We start from the raw sequence: 15935 nt of genomic DNA on the forward strand, positions 1-15935 counted from the left end.
GTGCGCCATGAAGTCGAACGAGATCGCGAAGCTGGCAGGCGTGTCGGTGCGCACGCTGCGGCACTACCACGCCATCGGGCTGCTGCCCGAGCCGCCGCGCGGCGAGAACGGCTATCGCGACTACGGCGCGGAGGATCTCGTGCGCCTGCTGCGCGTGAAGCGGCTGTCATCGCTGGGATTCTCGCTGTCGCGCATCGGCGAGGTGCTCGACGAGATGGACGCGAACCTGACCGAGGCCGGCAGCTCGGGCGCCAGCGAGGCGCTCGACGAGCTGGACCGCGAGCTGGAGCTGCAGATCGAGCGCCTGCAAGAGCAGCGCCGCACCATCGCGCTGCTGAAGCGGGAACAGATCGACCTCGATCTGCCGCTGCGCATGGCGCGCATCAAGAAGCTGTTCGAGGGCCTTTCCGCAAGCTCCTCCATAACGAAAAGCGATCGGGAGGCCCTTCTGCTCGCCGGCAACCTGTTCACCGAAGAGGATACCGACGAGCTCGAACGCGTCGTCTCGGCACTGTTCGACGGCGATACGATCGATCAGCTCCAAACGGTTCAGGCGCGCTTCGACGAGCTGCCCGCAGACGCCTCGCGCAGCCAAATCGACGCCGCCATCAACGCAGCAATGGAGCTGCTCGGCCCATTCATCGACCGCTTCGACCCAGCCAACTGGGACAAGGACTACGACAGCGTTTCCGAAGACCTCCTGCGAGAGATCACGAAGAAGGATCTGAACGAGGCCCAGCGCGTCGCGGCGGATCGTCTCGCGGAGGCGCTCGAGGCGCGCATCCTCGAGCGGATTCCCTCCACATCTTCGCCACAGAACGCTTGACCCCGACGTAACGTCGTAGTTTTTACTCCTTTCCAGCAACTAACAGACACGGTTCGTGGCAGAAAATCGGAGAAATTCGTCGTCTTTCGCAGGTCTTACAGGGGCGAACGCTCGATTCGATCACTCAACCTGCGAAAACAGGGAAGCTCGCGAAGAGGATTCGCTCTATAGCCCCAACATCGGCCTCAGGGCGACGAATTTCTCCGTTTTTCTGCCACGAACAGAGTCCGGCATCGCCCGGGCAGCACCGCGGGAAAGGATCACCCATGTTCGGCAGCACCACCATCAGATTCCTCGTATCGAACGCGCTCTCCTTGCTGGGCAACTCCATCGCCGGCGTCGCCTTGCCCCTCATCCTGCTCGCGACCACCGGCGATGCGTTGGCTGCGGGCACGCTGGCGCTCATCTGCGCCGTTCCGCAGATGATCATCGGCATTGTGGGCGGTGCGGCGCTCGACCGCTTCAACCGCCGCACCATCTCCATCGTCTCCGACATCGTATCGGCCGCCAGCGTCGCGCTCATTCCCGTGGTGGACATGATCTGGGGGCTGAACTTCTGGTGGTTCGTCGCGCTGGGCCTGCTAGGTTCCGTGGGCGACATCCCCGGCATGACGGCGCGCGACGCGCTGCTGCCCGAGGTCGTCGAGCGCGACGGCGTCGACCTGCAACGGTTCATGGGGCTGTCGCAATCGCTCGACTCGCTGGCGACCATCATCGGCCCTGCGTTGGCGGCGCTTTTCATCGGGCTGGTCGGCGGCGTGCCGTCGCTGTGGTTCACGGCCGCCCTGTCGTTCTTGGCGGCGCTCGCCACGGCCACCATTCCGCGCGCCGTGGGAGCCGTGCGCACGACGGCTTCGGCGGGCGGTGATGCCGAAATCGCGCAGGGCATCGCCTCCTCGGCGCTGGGCGCGCTGCGCACCGGCGTGCGCGTATTGTTCCGCACCGACGGCGTGCTGACGGTTTCCACGCTGCTCACGTTCGGCATCGTCATGGTCATGGGATCGTTCCAAGGGCTCGTGCTGCCGGTGCACTTCACGGACAGCGGGCACCCCGAGCTGCTGGGCTACGTGCTGTCGACCATGTCGCTGGGCCTGCTGGCAAGCTCGCTTGCGTACGCCGCGCTCGCGCCGCGCCTGTCGCGCCGCTCGTGGTACGTGCTGTCGCTGTTCGGCATGCTGATCGGCGTGGCCATCCTGGGGGCGCTGCCCGCCTACCCGCTCATGCTGCTGGGCGCGCTCGTGCTGGGCATGAGCGCCGGCCCCGCCTCGGCGCTCATGGGCTTCTTCATGCTCGACCGCATACCCGAGCAGTCGCGCGGCAGCGCGCTGGGAACGCAGAACTCGCTTTTGCTCGTGGCGGCGCCCGTGGCCGTGTTCGCCACCTCGGTGGGCGTCAGCGCGCTGGGAACGTCCGTCGCAGCCGTCGTGCTCGTGGGCTGCTGGATCGCCATCACGGCCTTCGCCCTGATCGCGCGCGGCATGCGCCACCTCGACGATGAAGCCGTGCTCGAGGGGGTTCAGGCGGATTCGTAGCGACGCCCCTCGCGACGCCGGATCCCCAAGCGTCGCTCTGTGCCGCGAGCAGCCCGTCCGCGAAGCGATTTCGTCGCGATTTCAGCGCGATTGCGTGCGGGTCGCACCTTCCCAACGGCCGCAGAGCCGCAGCCACGGCGTTCGTGCCGCCCTCCTATCATGGCGGGAAAACGACACGAAAGGAGCGCCACCATGGCACACACCGCATTGGTCACCGGCGCGACGAGCGGCATCGGAGAGTCCCTCTGCTTGCTGTTCGCCAGCGACGAATACGATCTGGTCACCGTCGCCCGCGACAAAGAAGCCCTCGAGAAGCAAGCCGGCGAGCTGAGGAGGCTCGACATCGACGTGCTCCCCATCGCCTGCGACCTCTCCGACCCAGACGCCGCACGCACCATCTTCAAGCGCGTCCAAGAGGCGGGCAAGGAGATCGACGTGCTCGTCAACGACGCGGGCTACAGCCCCGCCGGGCAGTTCTCGGACCTGTCCATCGCCGACATCCGCTCGATGGTCCAGGTGAGCGTCACGAGCCTCGCCGAGCTCACGAGCGTGTTCCTCCATCCCATGCTCGAGCGGGGCCACGGGCGCATCCTCAACATGAGCTCGATGATGGCCAAGACCCCGTGCCCGTACAACGCGTTGTACGGCGGGGCGAAGGTGTTCGTGCTGTCGTTCTCCACCGCGCTCGCACGCGAGCTCAAGGGGACCGGCGTGACGGTGACCACCGCCTGCCCCGGTGCAACGCGCACGAACTTCGCGAAAAATGCCGGCATCGAGGATGCGCCCGCGTGGAAGTACTTCTCGATGAGCGCCGACGAGACGGCCATCCGCGTGTATCGGGCGCTCATGCGCGGCGAACGGTGCGCGGTGACCGGCTGGTACAACAAGATGGGATCGGTTTCGGTGCGGCTCATGCCGATGGGCTTTCAGCTGATGGCCGGCGAGTGGCTCATGGGCGCGCGCAAGCATCCGCTCGATCACGAGGGAACCGAAGAAGGTACGGGCGAGGATGGCTCGCAGCGCGATCGCGAGCACGGACATGGTCACGGTCACGACCATGGTCGCGGTCACGACGGTCACGACCGCGACGGCGGACGCGATCATCGTCCGTGTCGCGGCGAGCATCGGCACGAGCACGGCCAAGCAGGCGGCGGCGCCGGCCCCACGTGCCGCATCAGCTGGGATCGCTGGTAGTTCCACAGGCGGCCGGGGCGCTTCCCCGGCCGCCCCAATGCTTACGGACGCTGCCAGGCGGTGGAGCCGATCTCGCCCAACCGGAAGTCGGAGCCGTCGTAAGAGATGCGCGTGACGCTCGCGTTCGGAATCTTCACGGGGTCGTTCACGCGCTCCGGGTCGATGAGGTACACGAGCGTGCGCACGACGAACGAGTGCGTCACCACCAGCACGTTGCCTCCGCCGCACGCGAGCCCCGCATCGCCGGCTTCGCGGAAGAACCCGCGCAGGCGGCGCTCGATGACGCCGAAGCGCTCCGCGCGGCCGGAGCAGTCCGCGTCGGCCAGCACGTCGGCAACCTCGGGCAGCCGTCGGTTATGCTCTTCGAACGACAACGGCGCGCCGAACCCCGCATCGAGCGTGGCGTGCAGCAGCTCTCCCGGCTCGCCCTCGAGGTCGCCGTAGCACCACTCGCGCAAACGCTGGTCGGTGCGCGGGCCGAAGGGCACCGCATCCGCCCGCGCGCGCAGCAGCTCCTCGAGCGTATGCACGGCGCGGCCGCTGTCGCTCGCGTAGGCCGCAGCGAAATCGACTTCCGCCAACCCGCGCCCGAGCGATCGGGCGGCGCGCACGCCCTCGTCCGTAAGCGGCGTATCGCACCAGCCCTGCACCTTTCCCATGACGTTGAACAGCGTCTGCCCGTGGCGCACGACGTAGAACGTCACGTCGCTGGGACGACGCTCCCCCGCTTCCATCAGACGACCTTGCACACGTCGACCCACGTGCACGGCGCAGCGCAGCGCTCCAGCTCGTCGGGCGTCAGGCGCACGGCGCTCGCGGCGCTGCCGGCGGCGGGGTACACGATATCGAAACGACGCAGCGATTCGTCGAGGAACACGTCGACGCCCTCATTGAGCGCGAACGGGCACACGCCGCCCACGCCGTGGCCGATGAGCGGCTCGGCCTCGTCGGCAGCGAGCATCTTCGCCTTGCACCCGAACTGCGCCTTGTACTTGGGGTTGTCGATGCGCGCGTCGCCCGCGGCCACCACGAGCGCGACGCGGTCGCCCACATGGAACGACAGGGTCTTCGCGATGCGCGCCGGCTCGCACCCCACGGCCTGCGCGGCCAGCTCGACGGTGGCGCTCGACGTCTCGAACTCGAGCACGCGCTCTTCCATGCCCCGCTCGCGCAAATACGCTCTCACCTTGTCGATAGCCATCGTCACGCCTCGCTTTCCGGATAGGGTACGGCATCAGTATAGCGCGGCATCCCGCGATGCGGCGAGGGGCGCACTCGTGAATCGGCAGCGCGCCGACCCGCGGGCGCCTAGCCGCCCCCTTGCCCTCGTTTCGCGCTGTGGACAAAAACGCGAGTTTTCTTTATCCTGAAGCGCAGATAATCATCACGTCAGCTTTCTCATCAGGCGTTATGAAAACGCCAAATTCTCGCTCCCGCAATTCCCGTCCGAAATCTAGCGAAAACTCCCGTTTTTGTCCATGACTTTTTCAATCATGAATAAAAGCGAGGGGCCATCCCTCTACGCTCCCTTTCGCTCTCCGTGCCGCCCCCTCCCCACATGGCACGGTGAGAGACATGCGGCTCGCGGAGCGCAACCGCGCCGATTCGTGACGAGGGCAGCATGCGACCGGCGCGCCACACGACGCCCGCATCCCGAAGCCGCCGTCGCACCACGAGGCGGGAGACCCCTACTCCCCCTCGAACTTCGCCAGGAACGCTTGGGTGCGCTGGTGCTGGGGGTTGTTGATCAGCTGCTCGGCCGGGCCTTCCTCCACGATGACGCCCCCGTCCATGAACACGATGTGGTCGGCCACGTCGCGCGCGAAGCTCATCTCGTGGGTCACGATGACCATCGTCATGTTCTCGGCGGCAAGGTCGCGGATGACCTTGAGCACGTCCTTCGTCAGCTCCGGGTCGAGCGCGCTCGTGGGCTCGTCGAAGAACAGCACGTCGGGGTCGAGCGCGAGCGCGCGGGCGATGGCCACGCGCTGCTGCTGGCCGCCCGACAGCTCGCAGGGCACCATGTCCTCCTTGCCCTCGAGGCCCATCTTCGCCAGCAGGCCGCGCGCCGCCGCCAGCACCTCGTCCTTCGGGCGCTTCTGCACGTGCAGGGGCGCGTCGGTGATGTTCTTCAGCACCGAGTAGTGCGGGAACAGGTTGAAGTTCTGGAACACGAGCCCGAAGCGCGTCTTCGCCTCCTTGAGCACGGCCTTCGACGCGTACGTCGCCGCACCGTTCCCGCCGTCTTCCGCCACCACGAGGTCGCCGTACGCGAGGCGCCCCGCGTCGAGCGTCTCCAGCAGCGTCATGCAGCGCAGCAGCGTCGACTTGCCGCCGCCCGACGGCCCGATGACGGCCACCACCTCCCCCGGCTGCACCTTGAGCGAGATGTCTTTGAGCACCGGCGTTCCGCCGAAGCTCTTCCGCGCATGTTCGAGCAGCACGACAGGTTGTTCGTTGGTCATGACGTCGCTCCTAATCATGGTAGTAGTTCAGCCGCTTCTCGACGCGGGTCAGGATGATTTCCACGATGAAGTTGAACACCCAGTAGATCACGCCCGCGATCACGTAGGGAAGCATGCTCACCTGCGAGGCGGCGATTGCCTTCGCCTGGCTGAACATCTCCATGATGCCCAGCACGAACGCGAGCGACGTGTCCTTGACCAGCGTGATGATCTCGTTGCTCATGGCGGGCAGGATGCGCTTGATCACCTGGGGAAGCACGATCTTCATGAACGTTTGGAAGCGCGAGTAGCCCAGCACCTCGGCCGCCTCGTACTGCCCACGCGGGATGGACTGGATGCCGCCGCGGTAGATCTCGCCGAAGTAGGCCGCGTAGTTGATGATGAAGCCGATGGAGCACGCCCAGTACTTCCAGTCGTTGCCCATTTGCAGGCCGAACAGGTAGTACGGGCCGAACATGAGCGCCATGAGCTGCAGCATGAGGGGCGTGCCGCGCATCACCGAGATGTAGAAGCGCGTGACGAGCGCGACCGGCTTGAACCGGCTCATGCGACCGAACGCCACCAGCACGCCCAACGGCAACGAGCCGACGAGCGTGGTGAGGAATATCTGCAAGGTGAACGCCAAGCCCGAGAGCAGAAGCTCCATCATGGTCGCGAATTCCATGTTCGGCCTTTCTCAAAACATCGCAGGTCCAATAACGTCAGCGAGGGCCGTTCCCGTGCCGAAGATTCGGGGGGTCGCGGAGGCGAAGCGTACTGTGGTACGCGAGCTTCCGGGATCGCGCGAAGATTCGGTGCGCGAACGGCCCGCAGCATCGAGCAGGTCCGCCGGCCGTCGGGCCGGCGGAACCCTAAAGCACCCAGTTATCGTAGGTGATTCCCTGGTCGGCGTACTTGTCGCACAGCTGCTTGACGGTGCCGTCCTCGTTGAGCGCCTTGAGCGCGTCGGTCACCTGCTGGGCCAGCTCGGTGTCGCCCTTCTTGAAGCCCACCGCGTAGTTCTCGGGAGTCAGCACGCCCAGCTTCACGTACGCGTCGGGCTTGGCCGCCATCTGGTAGCTGGCGATGGACAGGTCGCACGCCACGGCGTCCACCATGCCGGACTCAAGCTGCATGAACGCGTTGTTGTAGTCGCCGATGGTCTGCAGCTCCTTGAACGTGTCGGCGAGGGGCTTCTGGCCGGCCTCGTCCTCCAGCACGTGCAGCGCCGCCGAATCGACCTGCGTCAGCACCGTCTTGCCGGCCAGGTCCTCGAGCTTCTTCGCGTCGCTATCCTTCTTCACGACCACCACCTGCTCGTTGTACATGTAGGGCTCGGAGAACGTGAACTTGTCCTCGCGACCCTCCATGGTGAAGCCGTTCCAGATGCAGTTGATGGTGCCGCTGCCGAGAAGCGCGTCCTTCGCGTCCCAGTCGATAGCCTCGAGCTCGAGGTTCCAGCCCATCTTCTCGCACACGGCTTTGGCGAGCTCCAGGTCGAAGCCCGTGAACTGGCCGTCGTCGCCCACGTAGCCGTACGGCGGGTAGCCCTGGTCGAAGCCCACCTTCAACGTGAACGCGCCGTCCGTCGCGCCGGAGTCGGCGCTCTGCTGCGCGTCGCCGCCGCCGGAGCACCCTGCCAGCATCACCGCGGACAGCGCCAGCGTGGCGACGGCGGCCACGAGCGCTACGAGTTTCTTCTTCATCGCATCTCCCATCATCCCGAACCCGGCCGATGCGCGCCCTTCCCTGGTGGCGCCTCGCCTCAGCCGCTTTTCTACTTTACTGTACTAAAGCGCGGGGACAGTATAGCACAGCCGTCGGAAAGCGGAACCCCCTGCGATCGGGAACCGGCGGCAGGCGGCGGAAGCGGCACGAACGAGAACCGGCGGCAGGCGGCGGAAGCGGCACGAACGCGAACCGGCGGCTGCTCCAAGGCGCGAACGCAATGGAGGCCCGACCCGCCATTGCGTCGCAGCGTTCTCCGTATCGCCTCCGCCTGCCCCTCCCCGCGAATCCGGTGGCAGAGATTGCGCGTTATGAACGATTTACCGAGCATACAGAAAAGAGCGAGCAGGGATTTCCTCGAACCATTCCCGAAAAGACGCCCCCGGAATCGTTCATACCATGCAATCTGTGCCAGGGCGCTTTCCGAAAACGCCCCTCCTCCACACAGAACCGGTGCGAGCGCGACGCCCCGCAACGGCCAGCGCTCAGCGAGCCAACAGCGCACAGAGGCTGGCCACCTGGGCAGGCGTCAAGCGCAGCGCGTCGCGGACGTACGCCGCGAATCCGCCGGCTTGTCCGTCGATCTCGTCGAAGAACGCGCGCAGGTATGCGGGGCGCGCCTCGAGAAACGACCGGAGCACCGCGCGCTCCTCGTCCGTCATCCCCCGCTCGAGCTGTGACATCTCGCGCGCCGTCGCTTCGGCGTTCGCCTCATTCGCGGCCAGGTACCCGGCCATGACCTCGTCCTCGGAAGCTCCCGCGATGCGCTGCAGCACGGCGCACAGCACGCCCGTGCGGTCCTTGCCGTGCTCGCAATGCACGAGCGCCACACGGCGCTCGGCCGCCATCGTACGCAGGACGGTGCCCATGAGGGGGAACTCGCGCGCATAGCGTCGGTAGTTGCGGATCATGCGCTCCTCGGGACGGCCGTACTCGCCGATGACGCCGGCCACGAGGCGACGCGACGCGTCGGAACGTCCGCGGTCGGTGGAGGGCTCGAACGCGAGCGTCTTCGCACCCACGATACGCGGCTCGGGGCTCGATGCGACCTCCCACCGGTTGCGCAGGTCGTAGATCGACTGCACGCCCAGCTCGCCCACCAGGTAGGCTGCCTCGTCCTCGGTTATGCGCGCAAGCGAAGCCGAGCGGAACAGACGCGCGCCCTCGAGCGGCCCGCCGTCGATAGCGCGCAGACGAATCCCACCGAACGCGCTGTTCACGACTCCACCTCGAACGCATATTCCGCGACGATGTCCGACGCCGCTCCCGCGCCGTCGACCGCGCGCACCTTCAGCAGATAACGTCCGGAGCGCTCGGGACGATACACGAAGTGCCAGTTGACGCCCTTGTCGATAACCGCGCCCGACGTGGGGTACGTGGTCCAGGTGGCACCGCCGTCCAGCGAGAACTGCATGGCGGACACGTTGCGCTCGAAGTCGTCGACGTAGCCGTCGAACTCGATGGGCTCCCCTGCTCGATGCGCCACCGCCATCCCCCTTCAACCAGCTGATCCTCCTCGTCGCGCGCGCCCGAAACGCGCCCGCCCACCGTACCATAACCGCGCAGCGCGCGCAAAACCCGCCCCGAAACGCGAACCGGCAGCCGCCATGGCTGCCGGTTCGCACGCGGAGGGCGGCGAGGGAGGGTGCCGCCCTTACGCCTATCCGATCAGGCTCATCACCGTTTCGGCAACCACGTCGGCATGGATTCCGGCCGCAAGGATCAAGAAGCGAAGAGTGCATCCACCAATCAAAGCCCCCGCGGCACCGATAGCCATCGGAGAGCTGTAGCCCCGCCTCACACCTTGCCCGCGCTTGCGCAGAACCAAACCGGCCACGGCCATTGCAAGCGGCAACGCAAGGCCGCAAAGCACTACGAGACCCCAGAAGTACGGGGCAAGAACGCCCATTGCGAGCATCTCCGCCGATCGGGCGCCCGCCGCAGCTGCGGCCGACCCTTCTCCGCTCATCATGGCCAAAAGGAAAGCACTGAGCACGACGCACTCCACCACTACGAGAAATACGACGATACGCTCCATCAGCACGCGAGCACGGGAAGCCAATGGATCCTTTTTCCCCAACAGCACCGCCACCACTTCCACAAGAGCAACGCCCGTGTCAACGCCGGACACCGCGAACAGGAACGGCAACAGCGGCGTATTCCACAGAGGAACGCCCGGTGCCATCATGAGCAGCATGCCCGTGTACACGGCCACGAATAAGCCGAGCACGATGCCGACGACGGCCAACGCCTTCCGCGCGCGGACGAAACGCTTTCCCGTCTTCTCCATAGCCAGCACAGCCGACAGCCCAAACACGGCGATGGCAGCAAACGCGCCCCAAGCACCGTAGGTCATCCACGAGGTGAAGTGGCTGAAGCTTTGCCACATCAAAAGCCCACGCGCAGGCTGAGTCAGCTCCGAGAGCAGCAAGAGCAAGCCGACGCCTAAGCTGACCGCCGAAGCCCACATGGAAATGCAGACTATTTTGGCATGACGCTTCTGGTCGATCAGGTAAAGTACCGCAGCCATGATGAACGCACCGGCGCCCATACCGCCCAGAAACAAATACAATGCAGGCTGCCAGCCCCATATCGATTGCAGCACCGTACTCACCTCACTTCCCCGATCCAAGCAGCAGACAAGATGGATCATTCGCTTCGGCGATGGGAACCGCAGAGCCGTTCGTTGACTCCAACAGCTCACTCAAGGGGCCGAACTTCAAGGCGCCGAATTTGCATGCCCTTACGCAATACGGCTCCTCGCCGATGGCAACCCCTGACCCGAGGCAGCAATCGCACTTATCCATGGAAACGGCATTGTATTGCGGCACTTCGTATGGACATGCCTGATAGCAATACTTACAGCCTATGCACACGCTTGGGTTCACCCTTACGACGCCACTTGCGTCTTTCGAGATAGCGCCCGCCGGACACACGTTCATGCAACTCGGCTCCGCACAATGCATGCACGCGGTCGATACGAAGAACTTTTTCCCTCTCGTGCGCTTGAAGGACATGACCCTGCGCCTGTCAGGTGTGTCGTCGGAAAGGTTGTTCTCCTTCCTGCAAGCCTCGACGCAGCGGCCACAACCGGAACACCTCGCAAGGCCAACAAGGAAGCCATACCGTTCGCCATCGTTTGCGGTTTTCGAGTTCGTCCCTTCAGCATGCGCTTCGGCATTGGAGGTAACGACACCCCCCAGAGCAAACGCACAAGCGCTCGCTGCCGACGCCTGCAGCAACACCCGACGCGTTACGCTCGTCTTTTCTCCCATGCTCTTCTACCTCCTTTCGATGTCAACGCGATGCAGTTTGTCTACTCTTCGACGTTGAACACCACGCTAGAAGCAAGGGAAGAGACTGTACCGTCTTCGGTAACCGCTCGAACGTCAAGCTTGTACTCGCCCGCCTTTTCGGCTACGTAATCAAAGTTCCAATACACCCAGTCCTCGGTATTGGAGGAAGAAGTGTCGAACGTTGTCCAGGTCTCTCCACCGTCGAGCGAGAACTCCACAGCGACAACCTGCGTTCCGCAGTCGTCGGCATACCCCTCGAAGGAAACCATGTCGCCAACCTTGAACACGTCCTGAACCGTGCTGAGGATGCTCACCTTGGCCCGATAGTCCGCATCCGGGCCCTCGACCTCGGGAACCTCGTCCGATACGGACAGCTCGATATCGGTAACCGCACGCGTGAAGTATTTCGCAACCGTATCGGGAATCCACGCCTGCAAACGCTCCCCATCAGAAAGCTTCTTATCGCCTATCTGGTAGACCAACATCGCTTCCTTTTCGGTCACGTAAGACAGCGGCAGCGGAAGCCCATACCCTTCTTTATCCTTGAACGTGATGGTGTTGACCTCGGGAGCGATATCCACCAAGGAAAGCATGTCAGACACCTTAACACCCGTAACGCTCGCCATGGCGACAGCGGGGCTCATGCCGCACGTGCAGCGTATCTCCTTTTTCATCTGGGCATCCATTTGCTCGATCTCGTCGAGGCTCACCGTGTAGACTTTCTCCACGTTGCCGCCGATATTGAGATAGTAGCTCTCGTGACTCACCGCATCGAAAGCGTATCCCGGCTTGGCACAGATAGTAGTCGCCGCCGTGCCGAACAAATTGAATACGTCATCAGTCGGAGTAACCCTGTCCTGGCAAAATGAGAATGTGCCGGAAACATTCGCAATCTTGTCGTAATCTACCGCATTTCGTTGTAGCACCTGGTTCGGACCAAGGTCCTGCGACGACGCCGCCATCGCCAATTGAGGGCCCACAGCTCCTATACCGCTCAATACGAGACCGGCACCTACCGTGCAACCCAGCACCCGTGCACCCATTGCATGCTTCATGTTATCCCTCCATATTGCTCTTGGCGGTGACCATTACCTTTTGGGGAGTGGTGGTCACAAGACCGGTCTCGGTTGTAGCCCTCACCATGATCACGTAGCTGCCATCACTTTCAGGCGTCCACGTATAATGCCAGTACACCCATTGCCGGGGATCGGTTTGACCGAGATCGTACGCCGTCCACGTTTCGCCCTTGTCCATTGAGAACTCAAGCTTGACAACTGCCTGATCGTAAGCATCTGCATAGCCCTCGAACGTGAAAGGCTTGCCTGTTTCGATGATCTTTCCTTCGGGAACCTTGAGAATGGTGGCATTAGGCTTGTTCATATATTCGCCTTCACCATACGAATTGAAACCGTTCATCATCCAGTCCGACCATGGCTTTTCTTCGTCAGTGAGGGTATAACCCATGCACTGCTTCACGAACGATTGAGCATCACATCCCTCCACCCAGTTGATGCAGGGACTTCCTGAACTGGGATCAAGCGGCTTTCCGCCAATCTCGTAGACAAGGTAAACGTCGTCGAAAGAGGCCTCAGGCACACCGCGCTTGCTATGATCTTGAACCCCATTGGTATGGAATTCGCGACGATCGAACAAGGCACCGGTAATATCCTTGCTAGCGCCGCCGCCCTTCTCGATAAGCCAATTCAAAGGTATGCCCGTTATCTCAACGTTAGAGATGCCACCGCCACCGGGCATGTTATCCACGCAGTGAATCTTGGACAGCTTCGTAACCGTGACCCCAGCACTCTCGGCTTCCGCGATAAGGTCGGCTAACTTCGCCGTGTACGGCTCGTTCACCAGACCATCGATCGTGATTTCCCAGTTGTCGACAAAATCTCGAGGCAGCTGCTCGTCGAGAACGTTTTTACCCATGATATGAATCATGCTGTCGTACTTGGAGTGGATCCAGTCGTAGGTGAACATATCTTCAGGAGCGGTTGTTGTATCCTGATCAAAAACGAAGTCGCCTTGAACATTCTCAACTTCGACGATACCGTCGAGATGATCGTATTTGACATCATCCCAAAGCTCGACGCCTTCTCCGTTCTCTGTCATGTTGTGGCAGCTGATGCATTCACCACCTTTTTCTTCGAACGCTTCCTTGTTGCGCTCGCCGTTGTGGATACCGTGCATCAATGTACCCATTTCGTAGCCGTCGTCGTCGCTATGACAGAGCATGCATTGATCGACGGTGATCTCGTTGCCCAAAGCCTCGTTCCAAATAGTGGTATGGCTGTACTCCATATTGGATAGCACATCCGCGAGGTCTTCGTGGCACGCACCGCAACCACGATTGTCGGCATCGAGATAGTAGTTGTTATAGGACGTACCCCCCTCATAGGGACGATTCCAGTGATAGCACTGGTATTCGGTTGGCGTGCGCTGGACCTTGGTACCGTCCTCCAAGGTGCGTATTTCCGGAGCGTACTGCTTATTGATCTCGTCCTGTCGAGCCTGCACTTCGTCGTAATAGGCTTCAGTCTTCTCGATGCTGTTTTCGTACGTAGGTTCAGTTGAGGCGCTGTCCTCCGCCGACAAATCTTGCTGAGCGCAGCCGACAGTAAGCAATGAACCTGCCATGAGCATCGCGGTAGCCAGCACAAACTTTTTTCTCATTCCCCTTCCTTTCTCTTATTGCGTGATCAGGAGCAAAAACTCGAGCACTTGCTTCGCTCCAAGCATCCCATGGGCTTGAAACCTTCAAGCGAAACGATCGCAAACGAAAAGCATCCCTCCCCCTAGCAACTGCAAACGATCAGGAATTCGGCTTGACGCCTTTCACCTTGCCCGTATCGTATCATAAATCATACAAATTTGTGATACTTGTCTTACAGGTCTATGATTCTTTTTTGAGAATAGAGACAGGTGTTTTGGCTTCGCAGGAGGCTCGGAGGCGCCAAGTTGGATTACCTCGTCAGAATTCGCATGATTCCTCATCGGGGAGACGCGCTACGGTAAAAGATTTTGAATTTTTCCACGATATTACCGTGTCTCGGAATTTCGCGCCCAAAACCTGTCTTCGACTACCCTACTATCCGGCTTTTCCCTCTATAGTGGACGGTTTGCCCGTCATCGGAGGGGGTTTCGAGGCCTTATGCGATCGGAACGGTAAAATATCAGAAATTTTTTTCAATTCTATTACCGTACTTCGAGAAGTAGGGCGTCCTACGACCTTCCATCAGCTTGGTCAAAGAATGACGGTCGGAAGAGCCTCAATCAGACCGTGCGGCGACCGCATGGGCGAATACTCGCAGGATTCCACCCAGCCCCGATCGGCCGAACGCAACCAGTCGCTCCACCGAGATTGGAGCCTGGCAAGCCACCCAGCAACTGGCAGCCGCATTCTGCCTCAGGCGACAAATCCGCAAGGCATGAGCCGCGGGACACGTCAATCCGCAGCGCCCGTGCCCTACCCCTTCTTCGCGATGCTCTCCAAACCCTCGAAGGCCTCGGACAGCGCGCTTGGGATGACCACGAGGCCGCCCTTCTCCCGCACGCTGTCGGACACGAAGCTCATCGCGCGCAGTTGAAGCGCCGCGTCCTCGCGCCCGTACGTGCGCGCGGCGTCCACGAACATCTCCGAGATCTCCTTCTCCACCTCGGCCAGGATGATGCGCGCGTTGTACTCGCGTTCGGCGCGCGCCTCGGCGGACAGCGACTCCTGCAGGTCGTCGGGGATCTCGATGTCGCGGATTTCAACCGACACCACGGTGATGCCCCATTCGTTCGTCTTGCGCTCGAGGATGTCGGCCACTTCGCGGTCGATCTGCTCGCGGCGCGTGCTCAGCTGGGCGATGTTCACCGCGCCCATCACGTCGCGCAGGGTGGTCTGCGCCGCCCAGTACACCAGGCGGACGTAGTTCTTCACCTCGGAGCACGCCTTCCCGGCATCCCACACCGTCCAGAACAGCACGGCGTCCACGTTCACGGGTACGAGGTCGGCGGTCAGCACGTGCTCGGCTTTGAACGCCGTCGAGCGCATGCGCATGTCCACGGTGGCCGCCGAGTATTCCACGAGCGGGATCATGAAGATGAGGCCGGGGCCGGCCACGCGGTTGAACTTGCCGAAGCGCAAAACCACCGAGCGCTCCCACTCCAGAACCACGTGCATGCAGCTGAACAGCACGGCGGCGGCCACCGCGCCGACGACGGCCGGCACGGGCGACCGCAACAGCCACGCCGCGCCCACGAACAGGGCGAACACAACTAGCGTCAGCACCCATCGAAGCGCCGTCGCACCGGTTCGGCTCGTCGTCGTCTCGTCGAATTGAGCTTCGGTCGCGATCACGACGTCATCGGCGCTCATTTCGTCCGCTTCGTCGAAATACGACTTCTTCTCCCCCATGGCTCTCCCCTCTCACTCGTCGAGCGTCGCGAACGCTTTCTCGATCCGCGCCCTCGCGTCAGCGCGGGAAATCCCCGTTTCCCGAATCACGCGCATCAGCTCCTCGATCACGACGTCCACCGGCGAATCGGGCAGGTCGAGCGCTTCCCGGTCGATTTCCGCGATGGTCGAACGCTTCCCGCGGCCCGACAGGATCAGCCCGTCGGTCTCGAGGTCCTGATACACCTTGTGGATGGTGTTGTAGTTCACGCCCAGCTGAATGGCCAGCTCGCGCACGGTGGGCAGCGTGTCTCCCGGCCGCAGCCGCCCGGATCGGATCAGGAAGATCATGTGGTTGCGGATTTGAATCCACACGGGAACGCCCGATGTATCGTTCACCCGCAACGTCTCGAACACGCGCGCCCAGCCTTCCCTTCAAAGTATCATCCGGTCGTATGATAACACAAGCGAACGCCAACGGATCGCCTCAACGAAAGACGAGTGCATCGATCAGATGCCCGCGTTCGCCCC

16 protein-coding genes are annotated in these 15935 nt (G+C 62.6%); 3 read left to right on the forward strand and 13 right to left on the reverse strand.

Annotation, left to right across the window (positions count from 1 at the left end):
• Window positions 1–7 precede the first annotated feature (7 nt).
• The 3 genes from C1A15_RS14955 to C1A15_RS14965 all read left to right on the forward strand — a co-directional run bounded on the left by C1A15_RS14955 (window position 8) and on the right by C1A15_RS14965 (window position 3552).
• Entirely contained in the window at window positions 8–826 is an 819-nt protein-coding gene (locus C1A15_RS14955) for a MerR family transcriptional regulator (protein WP_101723305.1), read from the forward strand.
• A 266-nt stretch (window positions 827–1092) separates the two neighbouring features.
• On the forward strand, window positions 1093–2358 hold the full coding sequence (locus C1A15_RS14960) for an MFS transporter (protein WP_101723306.1): 1266 nt from the start codon (window positions 1093–1095) through the stop codon (window positions 2356–2358).
• Window positions 2359–2550: 192 nt separating this feature from the next.
• Window positions 2551–3552, forward strand: coding sequence for an SDR family NAD(P)-dependent oxidoreductase (locus tag C1A15_RS14965; protein WP_101723307.1), 1002 nt, complete (start codon window positions 2551–2553; stop codon window positions 3550–3552).
• 41 nt (window positions 3553–3593) lie between these two features.
• Here C1A15_RS14965 and C1A15_RS14970 read toward each other — a convergent pair whose 3' ends face one another.
• The 13 genes from C1A15_RS14970 to C1A15_RS15030 all read right to left on the reverse strand — a co-directional run bounded on the left by C1A15_RS14970 (window position 3594) and on the right by C1A15_RS15030 (window position 15821).
• Window positions 3594–4286: a histidine phosphatase family protein gene (locus C1A15_RS14970; protein WP_101723308.1), complete on the reverse strand. Its 693-nt coding sequence runs from the start codon at window positions 4284–4286 to the stop codon at window positions 3594–3596.
• Window positions 4286–4753, reverse strand: coding sequence for a YbaK/EbsC family protein (locus C1A15_RS14975; RefSeq protein ID WP_101723309.1), 468 nt, complete (start codon window positions 4751–4753; stop codon window positions 4286–4288). Before C1A15_RS14975 ends, C1A15_RS14970 begins: the two co-directional genes overlap by 1 nt.
• Window positions 4754–5240: 487 nt before the next feature.
• A complete protein-coding gene (locus C1A15_RS14980; RefSeq protein WP_101723310.1) occupies window positions 5241–6017 on the reverse strand; it encodes an amino acid ABC transporter ATP-binding protein in 777 nt (258 codons plus the stop codon).
• A 10-nt stretch (window positions 6018–6027) separates the two neighbouring features.
• Window positions 6028–6681, reverse strand: coding sequence for an amino acid ABC transporter permease (locus C1A15_RS14985; protein WP_101723311.1), 654 nt, complete (start codon window positions 6679–6681; stop codon window positions 6028–6030).
• Between the two features lie 187 nt (window positions 6682–6868).
• On the reverse strand, window positions 6869–7702 hold the full coding sequence (locus C1A15_RS14990; protein WP_101723312.1) for a transporter substrate-binding domain-containing protein: 834 nt from the start codon (window positions 7700–7702) through the stop codon (window positions 6869–6871).
• 507 nt (window positions 7703–8209) lie between these two features.
• A complete protein-coding gene (locus C1A15_RS14995) occupies window positions 8210–8944 on the reverse strand; it encodes a tyrosine-protein phosphatase (RefSeq protein WP_245865046.1) in 735 nt (244 codons plus the stop codon).
• Window positions 8941–9210: a hypothetical protein gene (locus C1A15_RS15000; protein ID WP_101723814.1), complete on the reverse strand. Its 270-nt coding sequence runs from the start codon at window positions 9208–9210 to the stop codon at window positions 8941–8943. The genes C1A15_RS14995 and C1A15_RS15000 overlap by 4 nt, the downstream gene beginning before the upstream one ends.
• A gap of 174 nt (window positions 9211–9384) precedes the next feature.
• Complete coding sequence (gene nrfD, locus C1A15_RS15005) at window positions 9385–10338, reverse strand: NrfD/PsrC family molybdoenzyme membrane anchor subunit (protein WP_245865047.1); 954 nt, start codon at window positions 10336–10338, stop codon at window positions 9385–9387.
• A gap of 1 nt (window position 10339) precedes the next feature.
• Window positions 10340–10999: a 4Fe-4S dicluster domain-containing protein gene (locus C1A15_RS15010; protein ID WP_101723314.1), complete on the reverse strand. Its 660-nt coding sequence runs from the start codon at window positions 10997–10999 to the stop codon at window positions 10340–10342.
• Between the two features lie 41 nt (window positions 11000–11040).
• Window positions 11041–12075, reverse strand: coding sequence for a molybdopterin-dependent oxidoreductase (locus C1A15_RS15015; RefSeq protein ID WP_101723315.1), 1035 nt, complete (start codon window positions 12073–12075; stop codon window positions 11041–11043).
• Window position 12076: 1 nt separating this feature from the next.
• On the reverse strand, window positions 12077–13696 hold the full coding sequence (locus C1A15_RS15020; protein WP_101723316.1) for a molybdopterin-dependent oxidoreductase: 1620 nt from the start codon (window positions 13694–13696) through the stop codon (window positions 12077–12079).
• A 793-nt stretch (window positions 13697–14489) separates the two neighbouring features.
• Window positions 14490–15425, reverse strand: coding sequence for a slipin family protein (locus C1A15_RS15025; RefSeq protein ID WP_101723317.1), 936 nt, complete (start codon window positions 15423–15425; stop codon window positions 14490–14492).
• A 12-nt stretch (window positions 15426–15437) separates the two neighbouring features.
• Window positions 15438–15821, reverse strand: a complete 384-nt coding sequence (locus C1A15_RS15030; protein ID WP_101723318.1) for a GntR family transcriptional regulator — start codon at window positions 15819–15821, stop codon at window positions 15438–15440.
• Between the last annotated feature and the right edge of the window lie 114 nt (window positions 15822–15935).

The organism is Eggerthella timonensis, from assembly GCF_900184265.1.
Lineage (GTDB): Bacteria > Actinomycetota > Coriobacteriia > Coriobacteriales > Eggerthellaceae > Eggerthella > Eggerthella timonensis.

Excerpts from the sequence above, each read along its gene's own strand:
- C1A15_RS14980 (WP_101723310.1), bottom strand. The coding sequence starts at position 6,017 with ATGACCAACGAACAACCTGTCGTGCTGCTCGAACATGCGCGGAAGAGC.
- C1A15_RS14960 (WP_101723306.1), top strand. The coding sequence starts at position 1,093 with ATGTTCGGCAGCACCACCATCAGATTCCTCGTATCGAACGCGCTCTCC.
- C1A15_RS15025 (WP_101723317.1), bottom strand. The coding sequence starts at position 15,425 with ATGGGGGAGAAGAAGTCGTATTTCGACGAAGCGGACGAAATGAGCGCC.
- C1A15_RS14965 (WP_101723307.1), top strand. The coding sequence starts at position 2,551 with ATGGCACACACCGCATTGGTCACCGGCGCGACGAGCGGCATCGGAGAG.
- C1A15_RS14975 (WP_101723309.1), bottom strand. The coding sequence starts at position 4,753 with ATGGCTATCGACAAGGTGAGAGCGTATTTGCGCGAGCGGGGCATGGAA.
- C1A15_RS15010 (WP_101723314.1), bottom strand. The coding sequence starts at position 10,999 with ATGGGAGAAAAGACGAGCGTAACGCGTCGGGTGTTGCTGCAGGCGTCG.
- C1A15_RS14985 (WP_101723311.1), bottom strand. The coding sequence starts at position 6,681 with ATGGAATTCGCGACCATGATGGAGCTTCTGCTCTCGGGCTTGGCGTTC.
- C1A15_RS14955 (WP_101723305.1), top strand. The coding sequence starts at position 8 with ATGAAGTCGAACGAGATCGCGAAGCTGGCAGGCGTGTCGGTGCGCACG.
- C1A15_RS14990 (WP_101723312.1), bottom strand. The coding sequence starts at position 7,702 with ATGAAGAAGAAACTCGTAGCGCTCGTGGCCGCCGTCGCCACGCTGGCG.
- C1A15_RS15020 (WP_101723316.1), bottom strand. The coding sequence starts at position 13,696 with ATGAGAAAAAAGTTTGTGCTGGCTACCGCGATGCTCATGGCAGGTTCA.
- C1A15_RS15015 (WP_101723315.1), bottom strand. The coding sequence starts at position 12,075 with ATGAAGCATGCAATGGGTGCACGGGTGCTGGGTTGCACGGTAGGTGCC.
- C1A15_RS14970 (WP_101723308.1), bottom strand. The coding sequence starts at position 4,286 with ATGGAAGCGGGGGAGCGTCGTCCCAGCGACGTGACGTTCTACGTCGTG.